Source organism: Paenibacillus sp. MT86, assembly GCF_058792535.1.
On the sequence record NZ_CM179499.1, the window covers coordinates 2,416,350 to 2,433,602 of the forward strand.

Consider the following 17,253-nt stretch of genomic DNA (forward strand, 5'->3'; position numbering starts at 1 on the left):
ACTGGAGGATGATCGTGATGCTGACAGCAGGATTAGCACTACATACGGACAAATACCAGATCAACATGATGTATGCGCATTGGATTAACGGCTCTCATCGTACGCGTGCGGTGTTTGAGGGATATTTCCGCAAGCTGCCGTTCGGTAACGGGTACGCCGTTTTTGCCGGACTGGAAAGGATCGTGCATTATATCGAGTCCTTGCGTTTCTCGGATGAGGATATCGCGTATCTGGCCAAACAGGAAGAGAAGTATAAGCCTGAATTTCTGGAGGAGCTTCGCCGCTTCCGGTTTCAAGGGAATATTCATTCCATGAAGGAGGGGGCGCTGGTATTCCCGAACGAACCGCTCATTCGGGTGGAAGGCACCATTTTCGAGACGCAGCTGGTCGAAACCGCGCTCCTGAACTTCATGAATTTTCAGACCTTGATCGCGACCAAGGCCTCCCGCATCCGTCAGGTGGCCGGCGGCGATACCTTGCTGGAGTTTGGCACAAGACGCGCGCAGGAAGCGGATGCGGCCGTGTGGGGAGCCCGTGCAGCGTATCTGGCCGGCTTCCATGCTACCTCGAATATGCTGGCCGGCGAGAAATTCGGCATTCCGACCAAAGGCACGCATGCGCATTCCTGGGTGCAGACCTTCCGGAGCGAGCAGGAGGCATTTGATATTTTTGCCGAGGTCATGCCGGATCAAGTGACGCTGCTGGTGGATACCTTCGATACGTTAAAGAGCGGGATTCCCCATGCCATCGCGACAGCGAAGAAGCTGGAGGCCCAAGGAAAGCGGATGAATGCCATTCGTCTGGACAGCGGGGATTTGGCTTACCTGTCGATTCAGGCAAGGAAGATGCTGGATGAGGCCGGTCTTCATTACGTCGGCATCGTGGCTTCCAACGATCTGGATGAAGGAACGATTCTGGATCTCAAGGCACAGGGGGCTAAAGTGGATACTTGGGGCGTCGGTACCCAGCTGATCACGGCAGCCGACCAGCCTGCGCTCGGAGGCGTTTATAAGCTGGTGGAGCGGGAGGTTGACGGGAAAATGGTACCGACCATCAAAATCTCGGGCAACCCTGAAAAAGTGTCCACCCCCGGCAAAAAGGACGTGTACCGCATCATATCCAAGGGCAGCGGCAAAGCGATCGCCGATTACATCTGCTTCCCGGAAGAGGAAATGCCGCCGGAAAGCGGCAAGCTGAAGCTATTTAATCCGCTGCATCCTTACATGCGCAAAAACGTGAAGAACTTTGAAGCGGTGTCCATGCTGGAACCGATATTCCAGAATGGCGAATTGGTGTATGAACTGCCGGAGCTGGAGGAAATCCGCAGCTATCATGACGCACAGCTGGGACAGTTCTGGCCCGAGTATTTGCGTAAGCTGAATCCGGAGATATACCGCGTGAACCTGAGCGAAGAGGTCTGGGAAGTGAAACAGCGGATGATGGCCGAGTTCATGGAACAGCATGAAGATTAGAATATAAAATACACCAATGAAAAAGACGCTTCCCCAATCTTGCCGCTTGGCATGAGAAGGGAGCGTCTTTTGGTACTTGGCCTATAGGTCAAGTCGATCCACTATGCTTCCGTTGACGTCACGCGCGGTGAGATGAACCTTGTCCTTGTTCTCTAGCATGTCGGGCTGGCGTTCGTAATACCATATGTACAAATCTTCACTGACATCCGGCCTCAGTTGTTGGTAGGGTATGGTATGTGCCGGCTGACCATTTACTTGAATCCGAATGGGCTCTGTGCTTCTATACAGGCCAAAGACGAGTGATGAATCCATGCTTGTCTCCGAGAATACGGACGGAGAAGAGGGATTCTTGGGAGAAGGGTATAATATAGATACGGCGGACATCTTCCATCCGAACCATCCTTTGGTATAGACGGATAATTGTAGTCCCGCTCTAGATGTCACCACGAAAGAATAAGCCTTCTCAGAGGTTAATTCGGATTGTATGATTTCAGCATGATTAATGCTGTAAGGTGCTTCAAAAAAAGCATGTTTCTCCTCGAATACCGCCGCTTCGATCGAGCGGTGTGTGCTTGTGTATTCGTAGATCCCTGTCATTAATATGAAGAGGAGGCCGATTAGTACGTACACTTTGAGACCAGGCCAGGTAATTAAAGGGAAAACCCAGAAGACGAGTCTAAACAGCGTTAGAACGAGACCCAAGCTTAGAAAGAAAACGAGAAACGAGCCGGCAATGCCCCCTGATTGTGTATGTATACCAAGGAATCCAAAAATCTGGTTGATCGGTTTATGGACGACCGGTAACAGAAATAGTGTCACCAGAGTGAGCCAGAATGAGAAGCGGAAGGATCTACGTCTAGATCCATAATCAAAATGAGTCATAACGTGGATTTCAACTCCAGCTGATAATTTTTTTATAAAAGTATTCTTTTTTCCATAATAACACAATTCTGATTATAAAAGACGATACTGGATCATTTCTCGGGAAAGCGCATAAGTCGCCATATTCCGAGAGCATGTATAAAGCTTCGACATGTTCAGGGTGCCAATCCAGATTGCTTTACAGCACCTAAACTAACCCAAGGAGTGATATGTGTGGACAACGAAACCGAATTTCAAGCCTATGTGCTTCGTCGAGATGAGCAAGGGGTTCGCGGCAGCGTGGAGAACATGAGTTTGGATCGGCTGCCCGAAGGCGACGTTATCGTGCGGGTGTTATACAGCGGGGTTAACTATAAAGACGGGCTGGCCAGCATACCGGAAGGGAAAATTGTCCGCCGGTATCCGTTCATTCCGGGCATTGACCTGGCAGGGACGGTCGTGCATTCCGCTCATGCGGATTACAAGGAAGGCGATGCCGTTCTTTGTACCGGTTATGAATTAGGGGTATCTCATGAAGGGGGGTTCAGCCAATATGCGAGGGTTAAGGGAGAATGGCTTGTCCCGCTGCCGCAGGGCTTGTCACCGCGTGATGCGATGGCCATCGGTACCGCAGGGTTTACGGCTGCATTATCGATAGAAGCCTTGATACGGAATGGACTGCGGCAGGAACAGGGTTCCGTCCTAGTTACCGGAGCAACGGGGGGAGTAGGCAGCTTCGCAGTGTCCATCCTAAGCCAGTTAGGCTATCGCGTGACGGCATCCACAGGAAAATCCAGTCAGAGGAACTGGCTTTTACAGCTGGGAGCCCATGAAGTGATATCCAGGGAAGAAGCTGCGGCAGCCTCCAAGGGGGCCATCTCTGCCGAGCGATGGGCAGCCGTGGTAGATCCCGTCGGTGGTAATCACTTGGGCGCCATCCTGAAAAGCGTGCAATACGGCGGAAGCGTCGCCGTTTCCGGCATGACGGGCGGCGGTGCGTTTGAAACGACGGTGTTTCCGTTCATACTGAGGGGAATCAATCTCCTGGGCATCGACTCGGTGTACTGCCCAATGGCCTACCGCCGATCAGTATGGTCGAAGCTGGCCGATGAATGGAAGCCGGCATCCGTGCTTCAAGAAGGAATTACCGAATACGGACTAACCGATCTGCCTGTAGTGCTGAACACCATTCTTAAAGGCGCGGCGGTTGGAAGAAGCGTCATCGCTTTGTAATATTACCCTGATTTCGCATACGCATAATGTTCATCATCCTCAGGCAATCTAAGGGAAGGCAACCTCTGACACCTAAGGAAGGGTGAGTGAACATGAATTATCGCAGAATCGTCACCGCTTTATTGCTTTGTTCCATTCTTGCCATTTCGGTCGGTTGTTCCAAGCAGGTGGCCAAGGACGAGATGCGCCTATATAATATGAGGGCTTACGAGGAAGGCTCCAGAGAGGCCCGGATATCAGGCCGGGGCATGAACGGAAAATTCCTTGAGGATCTCCAAGCCTCGTTCAACCAGGCCAATATGCCGTTGACCAACGAAACCTATGTAGAGGACAACGTCGGCAATATCACGTATCAATACCGGATCAATTATGATGCAAGCCAGTTTATTACCGTGTATGTCTATCAGGATCAAGCGGCCAGGGAAAAAGGGCTCAAGGAAATCTATGGCGTAACGGAAGGGGATGCCAATGCGGCCGGCGGGCATAATCTGATCATAAGTGACAAGGAAACGTCCATCGTATATACGTCGACGGGCGACAAAACGGATAACTATTATGACCAGGTCAAAAAAATAGCGCCCTCCCTGCTCGCCAAACATCAACGACGCGCCAGCAGTTAGGATACAGCTAAGGCCGGATGCCCATATGCATCCGGCCTTTTGCATGGTGCCAGGCGTGAGTTGGTTATGATCGGTGTTTATCCAGCTCATATTTGACGTGCCGCAGCTCAGGCAGGAGGATACGGTTCATCGCAAGTTTTACGGCGCCGCTGGAACCCGGCATCGAGAAGACGGCCGTGTGGCTTATCGTGCCGCCGATCGCGCGGCTTAATATAGCCGCAGACCCGATATCTTCGGTGAAGCTAAGGAAGCGGAAGATCTCTCCGAATCCCGGGAGTTCTTTATCCAGCAGCGAAGAGACCGCTTCATAGGAGGTATCCCGGCTCGAGATGCCTGTTCCGCCGGTTAATAACACGATATCGATCTCCGGAGCGCTGACCGCGGAATAAATCGTTTCACGGATCGTTTCGTAGTCGTCTGGAACAATGCTGTATGCCACGACGGCATGTCCGGCTTCTTCAAGCAAGCCGATCATCAGTTTGCCGCTCTTGTCCGTGTCCTTCGTTCGCGTGTCCGAAACCGTAATCACCATACAGTTCACGGAAGCGGGGGATTGCTGTTTATGTTCTTGCGTCGAATTCATGCGTTATAACAACTCCTGTTCAGTTAATGGCGGGACGCTTGCGGTAGACGGATGAAATGTAGTACACTCGCTAGCATAATAAACAATGTGCGCAAAGGAGTATGGAACGTGGAGCACGTAACACCCATTTATATTCTATCAGGTTTTCTCGGCAGTGGAAAAACGACATTGCTTAGCCGCCTCATTGCCTCTTTCAAGCAGTGGGGATTGCGGCCGGCCATTGTCATGAACGAGATCGGCGAGGTTAACATTGAAGGGCTGGCAGCCGATGAAGCGGTGCCGACGGCAGAGATGCTGAGCGGCTGCATCTGTTGCACCATTCGTTCCGATTTATCATCCGAAATCGCGATGCTGATCCAGCGGGAGCGGCCGGATGTCATCGTTATCGAAGCGACGGGGATCGCCAATCCGATGGAGATTCTGGACGCAACCGCGGAAGCTTCATTATATATGAGAATTGACGTGAAAAAACTGATCACCGTCGTGGATGCCGCGCATCTGCTGCATTTGAACATAGAGCAGAAGGGAAAGACCTACCGGTTGATGCAGGAGCAGATTCGCGCAGCCTCCGCGCTTGTCCTTAATAAAATGGACCTGGTCGAGGACCGGGACAGAGAGACGATTCGAGAGCTGGTGAAGCGGTGGAATCCGCATGCCCCGATTGTTCCTTCGGTGCGCTGCGACTTGAATGTTGAAGATTTGCTGCAGAGCGATCCCGGGGAACGGAACGAGCATTCGATTGTACATCATCGCGAGGCCGGGGATGCCCATGAGCACACAGACAAGAACGAGCAAGCCAACAGCCATAAGCATGACCACAACCACGACCATACACATGAACATGGCTCCCATGATCATGTCATGTCGTACACATACTACTTCAGCCATCCGGTAAACAGCGTGGAGTTCGAACGATTGATAGCCGGGCTGCCAAGAGATGTATACCGGGCGAAGGGCATTCTCACTTTCAGCGATACGAACAGCCGTTTTTTGTTCCAGTACGCGTTTCGCGAATCCGATTTCATGAAAATAACGCCCAAGGGCCAAGTGCCGGATGTGGTGGTGTTTATCGGGGAGCATTTTCAGAAATCACTGCTAAGGGAGCAGCTTGAACAGCTGGAGGGGAAGACAAGCCGGGCATAAGTCAGCCATTTTTTGCCTGACCATTCTGGGCAATTGTACCTTGGGACTTTCTGGCCGGGTTTGATTCAGAGGGCAGTCGAACGTTTAATACAAAGGCATAGCGTAATAACTACAAGGAGGATCTATCCAATGTTAAATGAACTCAAATATAAAGAATGCATCGAAGCATGTCTCCAATGTATGAACGCTTGCAATGTATGCTATGTATCCTGCCTGAAAGAATACGAGCTGGCCATGCTTCGCGATTGTATTACACTCGATAGAGAGTGTGCGGATATTTGCGCGTTTGCGGCTCAAGCCATGTCCCGCAAAAGCCCTTACGTTAAGGAGATTTGCGAGCTGTGCATCAAGGCATGCCTGGCTTGCGCGGAAGAGTGCGAGAAGCATGATCATGAGCATTGCAAACAATGTGCGGAAGCATGCCGGAAATGTGCCGAAGCATGCCGACAAATGCTGAGCCACGTTTAATCTAACAAGTTTCTAATGCGTGATATAATTAGGCCTGATTTCCGATTAGGAGGTCAGGCTTTTCATTTGCGGTTCGAGTAATGGATTTTACTAACTCCGAATTTTCCCCTATGATAGATGTGTGAGAGGGCAAGAACAATTATGGGTAAAAAGAATGAGGTTGTAAGATGAACAGTTCCGTTGGCAAGAACAATCGGCATGTCAAAAACCTGAATCGTATCGGCATTATCGCGCTGCTCCGCGACTACGGCAGTTTAACGAAAGCGGAAATCGCGGCCAAGATGAATTTGACGTTTACCGCCGTGAACAATTTGGTGGATGAGCTGATGAAGGATCGATTGATTGCTGAAGCCGGGTTTTACGACGAGTCCAGCCGGGGTAGGAAGCCCAAACTCATCTCCTTGAATCCCGGTGATATTTACACGGTTGGCGTTCATATCAGCGCCTCCTCCGTAAGAGCGGCTGTCATTAATTTGCAGGGGAAAGCGATGATGGAAAAACGTTCCTCCTTTGAAAATAACGCCAATCGCGGCAGCGTGGTGAATGTCATAATCTCCACGATCCAAGACGTATTGGACGAGTCGGGCCTGAAGTCCCAAATCATCGGTATAGGGGTAGGAGCACCGGGACCGCTTGATCCGGTCCAAGGCAAGATTCTGTCTCCGTCGAACCTTCCCGGACTGCATCAGGTACGATTAAAGGGACTGATCGAGGAGAATACGGAGCTTCCGACGCAAATCGAGAAGGACGCTAACGTGATGGCACTCGGTGAGTTATGGTATGGAAACGGCAGGCATTTCAACCATTTGGTATACGTGGATGCGGATATCGGGATCGGAAGCGGATTGATCTTCAACCAGAAAATATATCAGGGTTACCCTTATGGAGCCGGTGAGATCGGGCACTGCACGATCGATATTGACGGTCCGCGCTGCAATTGCGGCAATACCGGCTGCCTGGAAGCGATCGCATCCGGTATGGCCATCGTCCGCAGGGTCGGAGAAGAGCTGCGGCGCGGAGCTGTCAGTTCTCTTCAATCCTCGTTTGATGGCAATGATCACGGATTGGACATCACCGATGTGATCACGGCCTGTCTGGACGGAGATCCATTGGCTGCCAATATGCTGAACGAATCGGCTCGTTATGTCGGTATATCCCTGGCTAATGTCATTAACCTGCTAACCCCGGAAACGATGATCATCGGTGGAGTCCTTGCGAACCGGTACCCGGATTACTTCACATATGTAAGAGAAACATCATATAACAGAAGCTTGTCCAGCTTTCACGATAAAATCGTGCTTCAGCCATCCGAGTTGGGAGAGTATGCGGGCGTCATAGGCGCCGGCACGATCGTGTTCGAAAAATACCTGAACGAAATACAAACACCAGAATACGTGAACAGGAGTTGAAGTGTTTGCAGGAGCTGCTGGAATTGAACGGAGTACATAAGCGTTTCGGCAAGTATGCCGTCCTGCATAACATCACCTGGAGCATCTCCCGCGCTGAGTGCGTTGCGATAACGGGAAGCAATGGCGCAGGCAAGAGCACCATGCTGCATGTGATAGCGGGGCTTGCTAACCCGTCTGAAGGGTCCAGGATCGAATATGGGACATCGCTGCGCGTCGGCTATGTACCGGAACGTTTTCCTGCGCTGCGGTTTCGCCCTTCCGAATATTTGCGCCATATGGCCGGCATTCAGGGCATGGACAAACAAGAAGCCGCGAAGCGGATCGATGCCATGCTGAATGTGTTTCAATTGCAGGACATGAAGATGACGCTATGCTCCAAGGGGATGCTGCAAAAGGTCAATATCATGCAGGCCTTGCTTAGCCAGCCCGATCTGCTGCTTCTGGATGAGCCGCTTTCGGGATTGGACGAGTCCTCCCAGATGGAGATGATCGGCATTCTGACCGAGATCAAAAGACAAGGAACGGCTATCGTGATGTCCGTTCACGAGCCGCTGCTTATTGCATCGCTGGCTGACCGGGAGACGCGGCTGCGGCAGGGGCGGATCGAGCGGGACGGATTGCTTGAAAGGAGTCCGCATTTAGAGCGGATGAAGCTGGAATTCACGCACGTTTCGCCAGACAACATGCTGGAGCTTGAACGCCGCCCCGGGTTTCTCTATTGGATATCCAGAGGCAACCCGGCATCGATGATGGTTACGCGACAGGCAACGGACGACATGCTGCTGGATATTTTGCAGTCTGGCGGTTCGCTGATACGGCTTGAGCCTTGGCGCGGGGAAATGAAAGAGCCCGAGCGCGCGGGTTCGGGCCAGCCTATGGAGGGGGAGGGAGCATGATGGGATCCCTGATTCGTTACTTGCTTGCCAGTTACACAAGATCTTATCGATACTTCGCTCCGATCGCATTCATGCTGATCTCGGTGGTGTTCCTCTATTCCTACCGGCCTAACCCGATCATGGACAGTTATGCCGTGACGGCAGCCTTTCTGTTTGTCGGCTCAGCTTGGCTGGGATTGAATTTCCACAATCACGATCAAGGGCGTCAAACGATGCTCCTGATTGTTCATAGCGGCAAGGCCCTACGGTTTTATGCCGCCCAATATATCACGGTAAGTCTTCTGTCCATCCTATTCAGTGCATTCGCTGTCCTTTATCCTGTCATCTTCGGGATGTTCGATAAGCCGATTACATTCTCCGAGCTTGCACTTGGTTATGCGGGACATGTCGCAATGTCCTTGCTGGGCATTTCGCTGTCGGTTTTCTTTCAGTTCGGCTTCATGGAGAACCAGGGAAGAGCGGCAGGGTTACTATTCATCGTGATCATTGTTTCCTTGGCCGGTCAATCCATTGTCCGGTTCGATCATGCTTATTGGGGAATCATCCATTACTTGCTGCCGCCTGTCTCCGTCATGATGGACCTGTTCATGCATGCCGACGAGCGGTCACCGGCCGTCAAACTCCTGACGATCGCCTATTCCTTCATCTACGGATTTATATTACTGGCTGTTTATTTATGGACGGCTTCCCGCAAGGATGCGGCGTCCATGATCCGAAAAGTAGGTTGAAGTAGGAGGAGTCTTCCTTTACCATAGGAATATACACAAATAGAAACGGTAAAGACAGCCAATACTAGAGGAGGATACCATGAAACAAACTCGACTGCTGGACAGTGACCACTCCAAAGAGCTGTTTGCCTATTTCGGATTAGCGGTGTATTATTCACAGGCCCTTGAGCAGCAGCTCGCGAATTTGTTGATGCTGATCAAGCTTTCTCAAGGGAATGTGCCTTCAGAGGAAGATTTCACCCAGTTATATCAGCGGAAACTAAGCAGCTCCCTGGGCCAGCTGGTCCATGAGATCCAGCATTACTTTCCGTTCTCCGAGGAAGAGACGCTTCAATTAAAAGAAGTATGGAAGCAGCGAAACTATATCGTTCATGATTATTTCAAAGAACGGATCCATGAGACTTTTAGCCCGGCCGGCCGTTCCCGAATGATTCGGGAGCTGACGGCATTTAAGGACCAAGCCCAAGCGCTGGAGCAGAAGCTTCAAGGTTACTCCCGCGAGATGTATATAAAGCTGGGCCTGGATAGCGAAAAAAGCGTGTAGAAGAAAATGCGCTTCAGATGAAACATATTCCAGCACCTCTGCGTCAGGAATAATAGGAGGTGTAACTATGAAAAAAACAACTAAATTATTAACCGCTATGCTTGTCACTTCGTCATTGCTCGGTGCCGGCGCCGCCTCTGCTTTTACGGATATACAAGAGGAGAAGCCATTGCAAATGGTGAAGGAACTGCAATCGAAAGGGATTATCCAGGGCATCAGCGCCGACAAATTCGCTCCGTCCAAGACGATAACGACCGCTCAGGCGGTGCAGATGATCGTGAATGCGGCCGGCCTGGAGGTGCAGCCGAACTTTACGGGCCGCTCGTTCGACAGTGTCCCGAAGGATGCTTGGTTTGCCGAAGCCGTGAACATTGCGGCTCAGAACGGATTGTCGGTATCCGCGGACATGAAATGGAATGAGCCGATCACGCGCGAAGGGTTCGCGACCTTGCTCTCGGAAGCGATTCAGAAGACCGGGAATTATCCCGTGATCATGATGTATTTGCATGTGGCCGACGAGGATCTGATGAAAGAGGAGAGCCGGGGGGCCGTGCAATTCCTGCTGTTAACCAAAATCGCGAAGCTGGACGCGAACGACAAGTTCCATCCAACGAAGAGTTTATCGCGAATCGAAGCCGCAGAGCTCGTATACAATTCCATTCGCTTCATTGAGGAGCATCAGAAGAACATGACACCCGAAGAGCCGGCGCAATCTGAACCGGATGTAAGCACAAGCGTTGTCAAGGTGGACGAATCGCAGAACAAAGTCACGGTAACCAAGGAAGATCTGCCGAATCCGGGGTATGGCATTAAAATTACTTCGGTCGACTATGTTAGCGACACCGAAGCCGTAATCTACTTCAAGGTGGTGCAACCCGATCCGGACAAAATGTACCCGCAGGTCATCTCAAAATCGTCCGATGACGTGCTCGTGCCGTCCAAATACACCAAAATCACGGTCAAAGCAGCCGGTACTCTTGATTCGGCAAAGTAATTCTTGTCATGTGCCGCCAGAATACGATCTAAAAAAGAAGGCTGTCCCCAAGCGAATGTTACATTCGACAGGGGACAGCCTTTTTATAGTGTCGGAAAGTATAAACTTCGAAGCTTGGAACTTCCGGATATCGCAAGAAAAACTACGATTAACCTCGGTCTGTCTTCAATGACTGCGTTAGCTTTGCCTAACTTAATCTATAAATGCCCTCCGGCCAAGTTGCTGTTGGAAGCGGCCAGCACCGTTTCCTTATTCTCCGGAACCGAAGGCGAGCTTCCTTGCTGGAGCTGGTACATTTTAAAGTACCTTCCGCCCAAGGCCATCAATTCGTCATGGGAACCCTGCTCCACGATTTCTCCGCGGTGAAGGACCAGAATCTGATCGGCGCTGCGGATCGTGGATAAGCGGTGAGCGATGATAAACGTTGTACGTCCGCGCTTCAGAACCTCCAGCGCGTCTTGAATCAAGGCTTCCGTCTCGGTATCGATGTTAGCGGTCGCCTCATCAAGGATCAGTATGGCCGGGTTGAACGCCAATGCACGGGCAAACGAGATCAACTGGCGCTGACCGGCGGAAAGCGTGCTGCCTTTTTCCAGCACCGGCTCATCAAAGCCTTGCGGCAGATGGGCCAGGAGCCGATCGGCACCTACGTCGCGAAGGGCCTGCTCTACCTGTTCCCGGGTAATGTCCGGATCGCCCAGGCTGACATTGGATGCAATGGTGCCGGTGAACAGGTACGGATCCTGCAGCACGATTCCCATATGCTTGCGGAGCCACTGCTTCGGAATATCGGTGACAGGCTGGCCGTCAATCGTGATGGTGCCTTTTTGCGGGTCGTAGAAACGGAACAGCAGATTGATGATGGAGCTTTTGCCCGAGCCCGTATGCCCGACAAGCGCAACCGTCTGTCCTTGCTTCGCTTCAAACGAAATGTTCTTCAGCACGTAGTCCTTCTTGTAAGCGAACGATACGTCCTGAAACTCCACATTCCCCAAATATCGCGGCATGGAGCCGTCCGTTACTTTTTCGCCCGTTTCATCCATCAGCTCGAATACCCGCTTGGCGGAGACGATGGAGGTATCGAGCGCGGCCAGCTGGTTGACCATGCCGGTAATCGGCTGGAACATGCGGCCGAGCAGATCGACGAAGGCGTACAGCACGCCGATCGAAACGATCCCGGCACCGTTCAGCGATGCCGAACCGAAATACCAGAGCACGACCACAAAGGAAACGTTACGCAGCACATTGACCAGGTTGTGCGTGGTGAAGGAGTTCAGATTCAGCATTTTGTTCTGATGGGCCATGTAATCCGCGTTTAGCGCCTCGAACTCGTCCTGGGTCGCTTTTTGGCGGCGGAATACACGGATGATGGCCATACCCTGAATGGATTCATTGATAATGGCGTTAATCTCGCTCAGACGGGAGCGGATGACCGTATTGTATTTGGTTGCGAATTTACGGTACAGGATGGTCCATACAATCAGCATCGGGATGACAAACAAACTGATCAAGCCGAGTCTGACGTCCAGAAGGAACAGGGCGACATAAACACCCGTGATATAGACGGCGCCGGAGCTGAAGTTGGATAATACCGCAACGAACAGGTCCTTTACCGCTTCGGTGTCATTGGTTACCCGGGAAACGACTTTGCCAGCCGGCAGATTATCGAAGAAGTTGACGGGCAAGCGCTGTATATGGGCATATACATCGGTACGCAGCTTCTGGATGACCCGATTGGCTGCCGATTGGAGCCAGTACGTTCTGCCGAATACCGTTATCATGGAGATCAGAAGACAGATCAGGAACAGGCCGACGAGTTTATAAATGCTGGGCAGCTCGGGCTTGTAAAATTCAAACAGCTGTTCCTTGGTTAATTTGACGGCCGGGTATTGCAGCTCTTCCGAGGCGTAGGAAATCGTCAATACGCCATCCTGGAAGGAACGGTTTCCCTCGGTTCGGGTTACCGGCTCATCAATGAAATAGAAGCTGCGGCCTGCCTGAACGAGGCGCACTTCCCGGCCTCGCGTCTCGTCTTCCTGAAAGCGATCCTCGCGTTTATAATATGTTCCGTTATAGGATGCGGCACCCTGAGCCTGCGTCGTCTCATAATAGGGACGCTCGATGCCCAGGATATGCTCGTCGATCATCGTTTTCGCGATGAAGGGCCCTGCCAGCTCCGCGGCAACGCCGATGGCCAGCAGAATCAGGGCGGTGATGAAGGTGCCCTTAGCCGTTAAGGCATAGCGGAAGAGCCGTTTGGCAATTCCGGATTCATTCGAGATGGTTGTATCGCTTGGAGTCAATTAAGACACCTCCTCCGAGGTCAGATTGTTTTCCACCTGCTGGCGTTCGAATTGCTCGCGGTACCAGCCGCCGAGTTCCAGCAGTTCATCATGGGTTCCCTGCTCCGTGATTCGGCCGTCCTCCAGCACGACGATCAGATCGGCATGCTGGACCGCCGAGAGGCGATGCGTGGAGATCAGGGTCGTTTTACCGGCGCGCTTGCTCCGGATATTATCGATGATCCTGGCTTCCGTGCGCGCATCCACCGCGGACAAGGAATCGTCCAGAATCAGGATTTCAGGATCGCCGATGAAAGCCCGGGCCAGGGATACCCGCTGTTTTTGCCCGCCGGACAGCGCCACGCCTTTTTCGCCGACAACGGTATCAAGACCATCGGACAGGGTGACCAGATCGCGGTCAAACGCAGCGGTCGTAATCGCCTCCATGATCAATTCGTCGCTGGCATCCTTCTTGCCGAATTGGATGTTCTGGCGCACCGTCTTGGAGAACAGGATCTGCTCCTGCGGCACATACCCGATCCAGCCGTGGAGCTGATCGGTCGCGAGCCTCTCCATCGGCACGCCGGATATGAGGATATCCCCGGTTCCGGTCGGATACTCATGCAGAAGCTGCTTCAGCAGCGTCGATTTGCCGCTGCCCGTGCGTCCTACAACGCCTAGCGTCTGCCCTTTTTGCAGCGTAAAGCTGATATTTTGCAAATTTTCGATCGTCGAGGTCGGGTAACGGAAGGTGACATCCTTAAATTGAATCGTGTCCGGAACCTTCACGTCTACGGGATCCGCGACGTCGGCAACATCCGGCGGCGTCTTCAAGGTTTCGTTGACCCGATCCAGCGAGGCGTTACCCCGCTGCATGATATTGATCAATTCCCCGATCGCAAACATCGGCCAAATCATCATCCCGAGGTACATATTGAACGATACGAGATCTCCGAGCGTGATTTGATTTTGGAACACGAGGTACACCCCGTAGGCCAAACCGATGACGTAGCTGAGACCGATGGAAAAATTGATGGTCGGCTCGAATAAGGCATCCACTTTGGCAACCGCCAGATTTTTGCGATATACGTCATCCGTAATATCCTGGAAGCGCTGTTGATCGGCGCGTTCCTGCACATAAGCGCGGATGACGCGCACGCCGGCTACGGACTCCAGCACCTGGTCGTTCATGTCTCCAAAGGCATCTTGAGCCAGCGTGTAGCGCTTATGAATGGCTCTTCCGTAGATCACCATGCCGATGGCAATGATCGGCATCGGCAGAATCGCCGCCAGCGTCAGCTTCCAGCTGACGATGAAGCCCATGGCGAACAGGACGACGATCAAGTAGATGGTGGAGTCCGTCATGACGAGCATGCCGAAGCCGGCGGTTGCAGCCACGGAGCGAAGGTCATTCGTCGCCTTGGCCATCAGGTCCCCGGTACGGTTGCGCTCGAAAAACGGAGGAAGCATCCGCAGCAAATGGTTCATGTACCGGGTACGGAGTAGGCGTTCCACGAGGTTTGCGCCTCCGAATAAACGGTGCATCCATATGTACGTGGCACAATATACGACAGCAACGATGCCGAGAATCATGAGCAGGTATTGGACGAGGGACGCCCAGGTTATGGAACTGCTGACGATATCGTCAATGGCGTTTCCGAGCAGGAGCGGCGGCAGAAGCTCAACCAATCCGCAAAAGATGAGCAGCGCCAGGCCGATCAAATAACGTTTTTTCTCACGCTTGAAAAACCAGCCTAAATTTTTAAGTACGGCAAACACATTATCCCTTCCTTTCGTATCGTTCTGGCATCATATCATCCGCAAAAACCAAAAAAAGCACATCATCCGACGACGGACGATATGCTTCATTAATTTTGAACTTATCATACGCACGGTGATCATGACTTCCGCGCAAAGGTCAGCAGCTTCGTTCTAATTCATTCAGATAACGAACGAACGAGGCTTGATGATGATGAGACAGCACCAGCGGGGAGTCGATCCATATTGAATTGTAGGGAATGATGATCCAGATGATCTTTATCCATCGCAAACAATTTCAGCATGTCACTCACCCTTTCTTCGTCATTTTACATTTTATTCAAATCGATCTCGTATGGACTGAATTTTATCACCATGAACTGGAATGTGTCAAACTTATTTTTTCGGATCCCCGCGAGTCATTCTTATAGTGAAGGAAGGCCGGAACCTTATGTCACTATTTAATTATCAAAATGATTTGTATCCTAACGTGCGTATGCGTTATGATAATATTGCAGCTAAATATGGATACCGTCCCTATGATCTCCGGTCTGCCAAAAAGATAGGGATCAACATAAAATAACGTCTAAGGAGGGTGCACGACACATGCAAATTCAAGTCAGCGATCAGGCAGCACGTTGGTACAAGAAGGAGCTCGACCTTCAAGCCGGCACGTTCGTTCGCTTCTTTCCACGCTATAGCTCAGGCGGCGGGCTCCATCCCGGCTTTTCGCTCGGTATTTCGGTAGAAGAGCCAAGGGAAGCAGGACTGACGGAGCGTTCGGAAGAGGTAACTTTCTATATGGAAGAGCAGGATCTGTGGTATTTGAAAGGGTATACGCTACGCGTGAAATATGAGGAATCCTTGGATGACATTTCGTATATTTATGAAGAAGAGGGCGCAGTAAATTAACCTGATGAGAGACTGCAGCGCCATCTAGGGAAAGGAGGTTCCCAAGATGAGCGTATATCACCGTGATATTCGCCAGTATATCGGCAAACGTTCGGTGGTCCGTGTGAAAGCGGCGGTGCTTGTGCTGAACGATAACGGAGAGATACTTCTCCTGAAACGTCAGAACAGGGACGAGTGGGGACTCCCGATCGGAAACCTGAAGCCCGGCGAAGCTCTTGAAGACACAGCCTCCAGAGAGCTGTGGGAAGAGAGCGGCCTGACCGCGGACGATATGCGACTCTTGGACCTTGTATCAGGTCCGGAGTATATGAAGAAGCAGCTTGGTGGAGATGAGGTATATTATGTAATCGGCGTTTACGCGGCAACCGGTCTGCACAGCGCCATTCATTTGTCCCCGAATACGGAAGTATCTCTTAAATATTTTGATTTCCAGGCATTGCCCGCTATGGATGCGATCACGATCCGCTTGCTCGATAAGATAAAAAAGAAGAGCTGAGACTCGTTGGTGGAGGCAGATGTGCATGCTTTAAATTCCCCGCACGGGGAATTTTTTTCGGTCAACATGAGGAGTCCCTGCCCCATTCAAACCGGGGAAGGGACTCCTTTTGCCTTGTGTATGCATGTACACAGGAGCCTTACGGCTGCCCGGATAACGGGACCTCCAGCGCAAAGTCAAAATCGTCGATATCATAGACCTGTACGGGAAGAGCGCTTTCAACGATACGCTGAATCAACTCGTATTGATCGGTCAATATGGGAGCCTCCGCTTTTTGGGAAGCCAGCAGCAGCTCGGTCTCAATGGGATCGAAGGACTCTCCGTACGGTGCGGTGTCCATGGTGTTCATGACCGAGACCCGAGTGGTTTCGCTAACGGGAATGGTCGGGCTTTTGGACCAGGGAACCTGGAGGGCCCGCTCGATTTTCTTTTTGTTCAGCGGCTCTTCGAAATATGATATCAATTCGCCGATCTTTATTTTGACGTGCTGGTCATCAGCACTGCTATTCATGAGATGTTCCTCCGTGGTATGAAGCTCATATAATTCCAAAATCGTGGTGTATGGAATGATGTATTCGACGGGTTTGGGCGGTACTAACAGCTGACCGTAAATGGCCAGCATGACCGCCTCCGTCACGAAAATTCTGGTCATGACTAAATCCTCCTGCAGACATGATACATTTCATGAGTTTAGAACTAATAAAGCATTGAAGCTCTCAAATGTCAACTGCTCTTCGTCTGTCACAAGATGGATGTCCCTTGAGAAAAACCTCCATCGATGTACCTTTACAGAAGGCAGACAGCGTTTAGAAGGGCGTTTTTCTTGCGATTATCGAAGGGGTTCACCTTCGCAG

At 51.5% G+C, this 17,253-nt stretch carries 16 protein-coding genes; 12 read left to right on the forward strand and 4 right to left on the reverse strand.

Features of this window, described 5'->3' with window-relative positions; all coding sequences use genetic code 11:
• The first annotated feature begins 17 nt into the window (after positions 1-17).
• From AC3RCL_RS10575 to AC3RCL_RS10585, 3 genes are all read left to right on the forward strand, one after another.
• Positions 18-1,472 carry a nicotinate phosphoribosyltransferase gene (locus AC3RCL_RS10575; protein ID WP_096774474.1) on the forward strand — a complete coding sequence of 485 codons (1,455 nt, stop codon included), beginning with the start codon at positions 18-20 and terminating at the stop codon, positions 1,470-1,472.
• Between the two features lie 1,095 nt (positions 1,473-2,567).
• Positions 2,568-3,566, forward strand: a complete 999-nt coding sequence (locus tag AC3RCL_RS10580) for an NADPH:quinone oxidoreductase family protein (protein ID WP_492535336.1) — start codon at positions 2,568-2,570, stop codon at positions 3,564-3,566.
• Between the two features lie 92 nt (positions 3,567-3,658).
• Positions 3,659-4,186 (forward strand): hypothetical protein, encoded by a 528-nt coding sequence (locus AC3RCL_RS10585; RefSeq protein ID WP_096774472.1) that lies wholly within the window; start codon positions 3,659-3,661, stop codon positions 4,184-4,186.
• Positions 4,187-4,250: 64 nt separating this feature from the next.
• Here AC3RCL_RS10585 and AC3RCL_RS10590 read toward each other — a convergent pair whose 3' ends face one another.
• Positions 4,251-4,769: a MogA/MoaB family molybdenum cofactor biosynthesis protein gene (locus AC3RCL_RS10590; protein WP_492535337.1), complete on the reverse strand. Its 519-nt coding sequence runs from the start codon at positions 4,767-4,769 to the stop codon at positions 4,251-4,253.
• A 108-nt stretch (positions 4,770-4,877) separates the two neighbouring features.
• Here AC3RCL_RS10590 and AC3RCL_RS10595 point away from each other — a divergent pair, with 108 nt between their 5' ends.
• From AC3RCL_RS10595 to AC3RCL_RS10625, 7 genes are all read left to right on the forward strand, one after another.
• Positions 4,878-5,912, forward strand: coding sequence for a CobW family GTP-binding protein (locus AC3RCL_RS10595; protein ID WP_492535338.1), 1,035 nt, complete (start codon positions 4,878-4,880; stop codon positions 5,910-5,912).
• Positions 5,913-6,041: 129 nt separating this feature from the next.
• Complete coding sequence (locus AC3RCL_RS10600; RefSeq protein ID WP_492535339.1) at positions 6,042-6,380, forward strand: four-helix bundle copper-binding protein; 339 nt, start codon at positions 6,042-6,044, stop codon at positions 6,378-6,380.
• A 167-nt stretch (positions 6,381-6,547) separates the two neighbouring features.
• Positions 6,548-7,789 (forward strand): ROK family protein, encoded by a 1,242-nt coding sequence (locus AC3RCL_RS10605; RefSeq protein WP_492535340.1) that lies wholly within the window; start codon positions 6,548-6,550, stop codon positions 7,787-7,789.
• 5 nt (positions 7,790-7,794) lie between these two features.
• Positions 7,795-8,685, forward strand: a complete 891-nt coding sequence (locus tag AC3RCL_RS10610; protein ID WP_213579169.1) for an ATP-binding cassette domain-containing protein — start codon at positions 7,795-7,797, stop codon at positions 8,683-8,685.
• Positions 8,682-9,413 (forward strand): hypothetical protein, encoded by a 732-nt coding sequence (locus tag AC3RCL_RS10615; protein ID WP_492535341.1) that lies wholly within the window; start codon positions 8,682-8,684, stop codon positions 9,411-9,413. Before AC3RCL_RS10610 ends, AC3RCL_RS10615 begins: the two co-directional genes overlap by 4 nt.
• 79 nt (positions 9,414-9,492) lie before the next feature.
• Positions 9,493-9,957, forward strand: coding sequence for a hypothetical protein (locus AC3RCL_RS10620; RefSeq protein WP_015736261.1), 465 nt, complete (start codon positions 9,493-9,495; stop codon positions 9,955-9,957).
• Positions 9,958-10,024: 67 nt separating this feature from the next.
• On the forward strand, positions 10,025-10,951 hold the full coding sequence (locus AC3RCL_RS10625; RefSeq protein ID WP_192571309.1) for an S-layer homology domain-containing protein: 927 nt from the start codon (positions 10,025-10,027) through the stop codon (positions 10,949-10,951).
• A gap of 197 nt (positions 10,952-11,148) precedes the next feature.
• Here AC3RCL_RS10625 and AC3RCL_RS10630 read toward each other — a convergent pair whose 3' ends face one another.
• Both AC3RCL_RS10630 and AC3RCL_RS10635 read right to left on the reverse strand, forming a co-directional pair.
• The gene (locus AC3RCL_RS10630) at positions 11,149-13,254 is read right to left on the reverse strand and encodes an ABC transporter ATP-binding protein (protein WP_492535342.1); all 2,106 of its coding nucleotides are present in this window, start codon (positions 13,252-13,254) and stop codon (positions 11,149-11,151) included.
• The gene (locus AC3RCL_RS10635) at positions 13,255-15,012 is read right to left on the reverse strand and encodes an ABC transporter ATP-binding protein (RefSeq protein ID WP_192571311.1); all 1,758 of its coding nucleotides are present in this window, start codon (positions 15,010-15,012) and stop codon (positions 13,255-13,257) included.
• A gap of 585 nt (positions 15,013-15,597) precedes the next feature.
• On the opposite strand from AC3RCL_RS10635, the gene AC3RCL_RS10640 reads away from it, so the two are divergent.
• On the forward strand, positions 15,598-15,903 hold the full coding sequence (locus tag AC3RCL_RS10640) for a HesB/YadR/YfhF family protein (protein ID WP_009590696.1): 306 nt from the start codon (positions 15,598-15,600) through the stop codon (positions 15,901-15,903).
• Between the two features lie 46 nt (positions 15,904-15,949).
• Positions 15,950-16,399 carry an NUDIX domain-containing protein gene (locus tag AC3RCL_RS10645; protein ID WP_009590665.1) on the forward strand — a complete coding sequence of 150 codons (450 nt, stop codon included), beginning with the start codon at positions 15,950-15,952 and terminating at the stop codon, positions 16,397-16,399.
• 139 nt (positions 16,400-16,538) lie between these two features.
• On the opposite strand, the gene AC3RCL_RS10650 is transcribed toward AC3RCL_RS10645, so the two are convergent.
• Positions 16,539-17,051: a hypothetical protein gene (locus tag AC3RCL_RS10650; protein WP_009590651.1), complete on the reverse strand. Its 513-nt coding sequence runs from the start codon at positions 17,049-17,051 to the stop codon at positions 16,539-16,541.
• Positions 17,052-17,253 lie beyond the last annotated feature (202 nt).